Consider the following 5,440-nt stretch of genomic DNA (forward strand, 5'->3'; position numbering starts at 1 on the left):
GAGAAAAGCTGTTGATGCCGCCTTGATCATCTTCAGTGATAAGGCTGTAGTTTTCTGTATAGAGGTAGAGAATCGTATCGCCACTGCCACCACCTGTTGAAATCGTCACGTCTTGGCGCGTCTCGAGTGTGAAGAGTACATAATCTTCATCGCCGATAGGGAGTGTATGGGATTGAGGCTCTCCGAAAACATAAGTCGATGCTTCTGAAAAGCTACTGTCGGGCTCAAGGGTATCAGCAGCCGGTCCTGTTGTCCCACCGCCGCCGCTGCAACCGATATCTGTTTCATCGGAGCCATCGTTACACTGGGGTAAACCATTGCAGTAAGCGGATAATGGTACGCATTGCTCGCCATCGGCACATGCCCATTGTGTTTCATCACATTCGATAGGTCCCACATCGCTTGGGTCTGAGCTGGCACTTGGGTCGCTTGGGTCATCGCTGCTTACGCTTGGGTCTGATGCATCGGCAGGGTCATCAAGAATACAATCCGGATCGCATAGGCAGGCTTCGTCGCATGTTTCGTCGGTGTTGCACTCGCAGGCACCTGGGTCGGCAGAGCTTCGGTCGAGAAGACCAAAGTCTCCGAGCTGTGTACTTGAACTCCACACGACTGCTTTGTTCTCGTCGAAGTTAGCGTTGTTCTCTGAATCGTAAAGGCCTTCCTCGGCTTCACTGTCTGATGCACGCACGGCAATGCGCATGTTATCCACACCCACTTCTTCTAAAGTGGTTTCATCAACTTTGAACTGAACACGAAAGTTGGCGCTCGCTGAGAGAACGGCTTCTTCGGGTAGATAGCTTACGCGGTAGGTACCCATGAGGTGAGCATCTGCTTCAGAAATAGGTGCTTCAAGTTTTTCGATTGTCATCGTCACAGTTTGGTCGAAGACAAAAGGTCCCATGACAATAGAGAAGAGTCCGTCGGGGCTTTGAGCTGCACCACCGGTGGTGGGGATAACGCTCTCTTGGTCGGATACGGTCTCTGTTGAGTCACCACCGTCGCCGGTTCCTGGATCTTGAATCACTGTCGAGCGATCAAGGCCTCCACAGGCAGTTACCAAAAATATGAAGCTTATTGCGAATATACTCTTGCGGTACATAATTAGTCCCCTCGTGCCCCTGCTTTGCGTAGCTGAACGGATTGGGCGGTATCGATATTGAATTGGTTTCCCATACTGCGAAGAAGGCAGTCTGCAATGCTCTCTTCCCAGTGTTTTGTCGCGCCTATACAAGTCATCTCTCTGATCAGCAACCCTAAATCTGCGGATGGAAACCCACCTCATAGTTATTGATTATAGCCACATCAAAAGAGACCGCACGAAGAGAAAATACTTAATTTACACAGGGGATTAGGGGATGATCTGAGCAGAAGTAAGGGGAGGTCAGAAACGAACTTTCAAGTGCTCACACTTCGTTACATGTAAGATTGTAATCTTTCTCTTGGGTCATAGTTAAATAGACTCACGAGATGATTTTAGACCTTAACGTCCAGGTTGTGAAAGTCCGGGGCCTTCTGCGGCAACGGGAACTGGTTCTGAAATGTTATCGGCGAGCCATTGCTCCGACCGGGCCAAGCCTTTGGCTTCAAAGTGCCGGATAATTTCTGCAGTTTGTTGCTGAAGCGTGGGGTTGTTGATCAGAGCCGCACCTTGCTCGAAGGCACCGAGAAGAAACATGTAGTGTTGCTGGTGTTCTTCGAGAGGTCCAAGAAAGGCGAGAACCAGTTCGTAACGCATCGACATACAGCGGCGCATGCTGTTGTGGAGCAGCTCAACCACAATATTGTCGGCAACTCTGGCTATCACTTGGCTAAGCTCAAGGTCGGTCAGCAGATATTTCATTGGGTCGCTCAAGTGCTTTTTCTGCTCTTCAACCAATTGCTTAATCATCAGCTTATCGGAAGGGGTAGCGCGTTCCACCGCCTGAAAGAGGGTTGGGACAGCTAAGGCTTGGCGGACATGGATGACCTGAGAAAAGATTCGGAACTGTTCTTCCACCGGTAATGTGTCGCTGGCCATGAGCCACTGGAACAGGTCGATGCTTGAACTGCGCCGATAATCCAAGACTGTAATGCCGGAGCCACGTCGAACATCGAGAAGTTGTTCAGACTGAAGGGTTGCAATCGCAGACCGGACGGTAACGCGTGATACGCTCAATACTTCGGCAAGCTTACGTTCCGGTAAGAGTCGGCTGCCCACTGGAAGTCTGCCACCTAAGATATCGCGGCGAAGGCGGTTTGCCACACGGTCAGAGGCGCGGATCGGACGGTTGGATTGGGGATGAATACTTGGCAACTCTGGATGGGACATCAGTTCGCTGGGGTTTTGATCAATCATGGCTCGACGGCTCCGTAAGCATAAGGGTTGCCTGGCAAATCCAGTAACTCTTGTGGTAGGACCAATGGAGCGCTCTGTCAATACCAATTAGTAAATATTTCATACCAATTGGATTCAAATGCAGGTTAATCAACTCATTGGTATGTCCGGATTAGTCCGCCTGTGCGTTGCAGGGCCTTAAAGCCCGTTTTGTAGAAGTTCCTCAAAATGATCGTAAAGTCGGTGAAGGTCGGCGGGATCGGTGATGTAGGGCGGCAATGTGTAGACGACAGTGCCCAGTGGCCGCACGAGAAAGCCTGCTTTGTGAAAGGCCCGACGCAATGTTAGGCCAATGTTGTTGAAGTATCCACCTTCACCGGAGAGTTCCACGACCCCGATGCTGCCTAAGATTCGGGTCGACTGGACCTGTGAATATTTCTCAAGTCCCGGGAAGCGCTCCCTGTACACATTCTCGATTTGAGAAATTCTTTCAAAAACAGGCTCGTCTTCAAATATTTGCAGGCTGGCCAAAGCCGCGGCGCAAGCAATTGGATTGGCAGTGAAACTATGCCCATGCAAAAAGGCTCGGCGAACATCCTGATCTAAGAAGGCTTCGTAGATAGCGTCGGTTGCGAGAGTTGCAGAGAGCGGAAGAATTCCTCCCGTCAGCCCTTTGGCAACACACATGATATCGGGAGTGACTTGAGCGTGCTCCACTGCAAACATTTTTCCAGTACGCCCAAAACCCGTCATGACTTCATCGGTGATCAAGAGGATTCCACGCTCTTGAACCTTGGTAGCGAGAGTTTTCAGAAACTCTGCACTGTGCATCCGCATTCCACCGGCACCTTGAACCATCGGCTCAATGATGACTGCTGCCAGTTCATCTCCATGCTTTTCTAGAATAGCGTCTAAGTTTTTGATTGCGGTTGCGTATTCTTCCTCAGGGCCATCTATACGTGGCGCGCTTAGGCGTTCAACCGGGAAAAAAAGTGGCTTGAAGGGTTCACCAAATTCTCCAGGATCTCCAGCAGACATGGCCCCAACAGTGTCTCCGTGGTAGGCACCTTCGAAGGCGAGAAAGCGATTCCTCTTTTTGTTCCCCCGGTTTTGCCAGTATTGAAACGCCATCTTGAGCGCGACTTCTACCGCGGTCGAACCATTGTCCGAAAAGAAGACACGGTTCAAACCCTCTGGGCTGATTTCTACCAAGCGTTTGGAAACCTCAGCAGCACCTTCGTGCGTACAGCCAGCAAACAAGACGTGATCAAGTTTAGATACTTGAGCTCCAATTCCCTCGGCCAGCTTGGGATGTCCGTGCCCGTGAATATTGGTCCACCAGCTTGAGATGGCATCCAACACTTTATGCCCGCCTAAAAGCTCTAGGTATGCACCCTTTGCGCTAATGACCGGTAGAGGAGCATCAGCAGTCTTCTCTTGGGTAAAAGGGTGCCAAGTGTATCGCTTATCTTTTTCAACAAGGCCGAGGTCGCTCATTGGATGCGCTCCTTGAGTGCTGGATGTTCCCATAGTGAGATACTTAATGATTTCAGTTTGTCCGGTGTTGCGTCTTCCATAAATGGGATTTGAGCAATGATTGGAAATGGGCTGTGGTCTTGAATACCCGAGAGGGCAGATGGGTCCGGTTCACCGCTGAGAATGATGCCGGCGGTGTCCACGCCCATTGCGCTGAGGTGATAAGCGCTGAGCAGGGTATGATTAATGGTTCCAAGACGCGTTGAGGAGACTAGAATCACACTCAGTCCAAGGACTCGAATCAAATCTGTCATCAGGAGTGTAGAGCTTAAAGGCACCAATAAGCCTCCAGCACCTTCTACGACCCAGCGAGAGCCGTCACCACGATGATTGGCGGCTATCTCTTGTAGACTGTCCAAGGTGATGTTGTCATTTTCAAGGTTGGCCGCGTGATGCGGTGAGGCAGGCTCTTTAAAGCGCAAACCTTCGTGTAAAGCGGATTCTGCGGAGCGCGCAGTGAGTCGTAACACAGTTTCGGTATCACAATGTTCGGGGGCGCCGGTCTGAATGGGTTTCCAATAGCGAACATTGTGAGGGGCTGCAGCCATGAGGGCTGCGCTCACAAAAGTCTTACCCACGTCGGTGTCGGTACCAGTAATAAACAAACCCTGCATCGTTATGTCATTTCTGTTTTTAAAGTGTTTGCGAATTCTACCAGCATACTCTCTGCCATAGTTGCTCGAACAGTGAGCCGAAGTCTTGCGGTCCCAGTCGGAACCGTAGGAGGACGCACGGCCCTGACGTCGTATCCGGCTTCGCGCATGGCGGCGGCAACTTGTAGAGAGCGTTCGTTGCTACCGATAAATACAGGAATGATATGGGAGTTACTCTGAAGTGTATCGATGCCCAATTCTTGAAGCTGCGCGCGAAGAAAGGAAGCTCTTTCGTGGAGCGCTTTGATCCGGTCGTGATGACTGGCCAGATGCTCCAGCGCTGCAGTTAAGCCCTGAGCAAGTGCGGGAACAGGCGCAGTTGAGTAAATAAAGCTTCGAGAATGATTGATGAGATGAGATATCAAAACGCTGTCGGCGGCAATCCATGCTCCCCCGACGCCAAGCGCCTTACCTCCGGTATGCATGGTACATAGGACCCTGTTTTCAAGTCCATCTCGTTCAACAATCCCTGAGCCGCGGGTGCCATAGAGCCCGGTGGAATGTGCTTCGTCGACCATGACGAGTGCATTATAACGGTCCGCCAAATCAACCAGCGCGGTAAGGTTGGATACATCGCCGTCCATTGAGAACACGCTTTCCGTCACAATGAAACGTTGTCCGCTGCACTCTGAAGAAGAAAGCTTGGCCTCTAAGTCTTTTAAATCTTGATGCTCGAAAATCACGCGCTTTGCTTTGGAAAGCCGCATGCCGTCGATGATGCTGGCGTGGTTTAATGCATCTGAAAAAATAACATCACCGGTTTCGGTGAGTGCAGCAAAGAGTCCAACATTGGTTGCGAAACCAGATGAAAAAAGTAGCGCTCCTTCGCGGCCTGAAAACTCGGCTAGCTTTTGTTCGGCCTCTACATGCACCGCATGATTGCCGCGCAAGAGCCTTGATGCGCCGGATCCTGTTCCGTGATTTTTGACACCTA

General features: G+C 50.9%; 5 protein-coding genes. All 5 read right to left on the reverse strand.

Features of this window, described 5'->3' with window-relative positions:
• The coding region (locus tag HOK28_11845; protein MBT6433780.1) for a hypothetical protein at positions 1 to 1,102 on the reverse strand (1,102 nt) is incomplete at its 3' end.
• Positions 1,103 to 1,483: 381 nt separating this feature from the next.
• On the reverse strand, positions 1,484 to 2,338 hold the full coding sequence (locus tag HOK28_11850) for a FadR family transcriptional regulator (protein MBT6433781.1): 855 nt from the start codon (positions 2,336 to 2,338) through the stop codon (positions 1,484 to 1,486).
• 177 nt (positions 2,339 to 2,515) lie between these two features.
• Positions 2,516 to 3,814, reverse strand: coding sequence for an adenosylmethionine--8-amino-7-oxononanoate transaminase (gene bioA / locus HOK28_11855; protein ID MBT6433782.1), 1,299 nt, complete (start codon positions 3,812 to 3,814; stop codon positions 2,516 to 2,518).
• Entirely contained in the window at positions 3,811 to 4,467 is a 657-nt protein-coding gene (gene bioD, locus HOK28_11860) for a dethiobiotin synthase (GenBank protein ID MBT6433783.1), read from the reverse strand. Before bioD ends, bioA begins: the two co-directional genes overlap by 4 nt.
• Positions 4,468 to 4,469: 2 nt before the next feature.
• Positions 4,470 to 5,440: aminotransferase class I/II-fold pyridoxal phosphate-dependent enzyme (locus HOK28_11865; protein ID MBT6433784.1), on the reverse strand; the 971-nt coding region annotated here is incomplete at its 5' end.

It is taken from the genome of Deltaproteobacteria bacterium (assembly GCA_018668695.1).
Taxonomy (GTDB): Bacteria; Myxococcota; XYA12-FULL-58-9; order XYA12-FULL-58-9; family JABJBS01; genus JABJBS01.

Coding starts and splice junctions, on each gene's coding strand:
- bioA (MBT6433782.1), bottom strand. CDS start 3,814: ATGAGCGACCTCGGCCTTGTTGAAAAAGATAAGCGATACACTTGGCAC.
- bioD (MBT6433783.1), bottom strand. CDS start 4,467: ATGCAGGGTTTGTTTATTACTGGTACCGACACCGACGTGGGTAAGACT.
- HOK28_11850 (MBT6433781.1), bottom strand. CDS start 2,338: ATGATTGATCAAAACCCCAGCGAACTGATGTCCCATCCAGAGTTGCCA.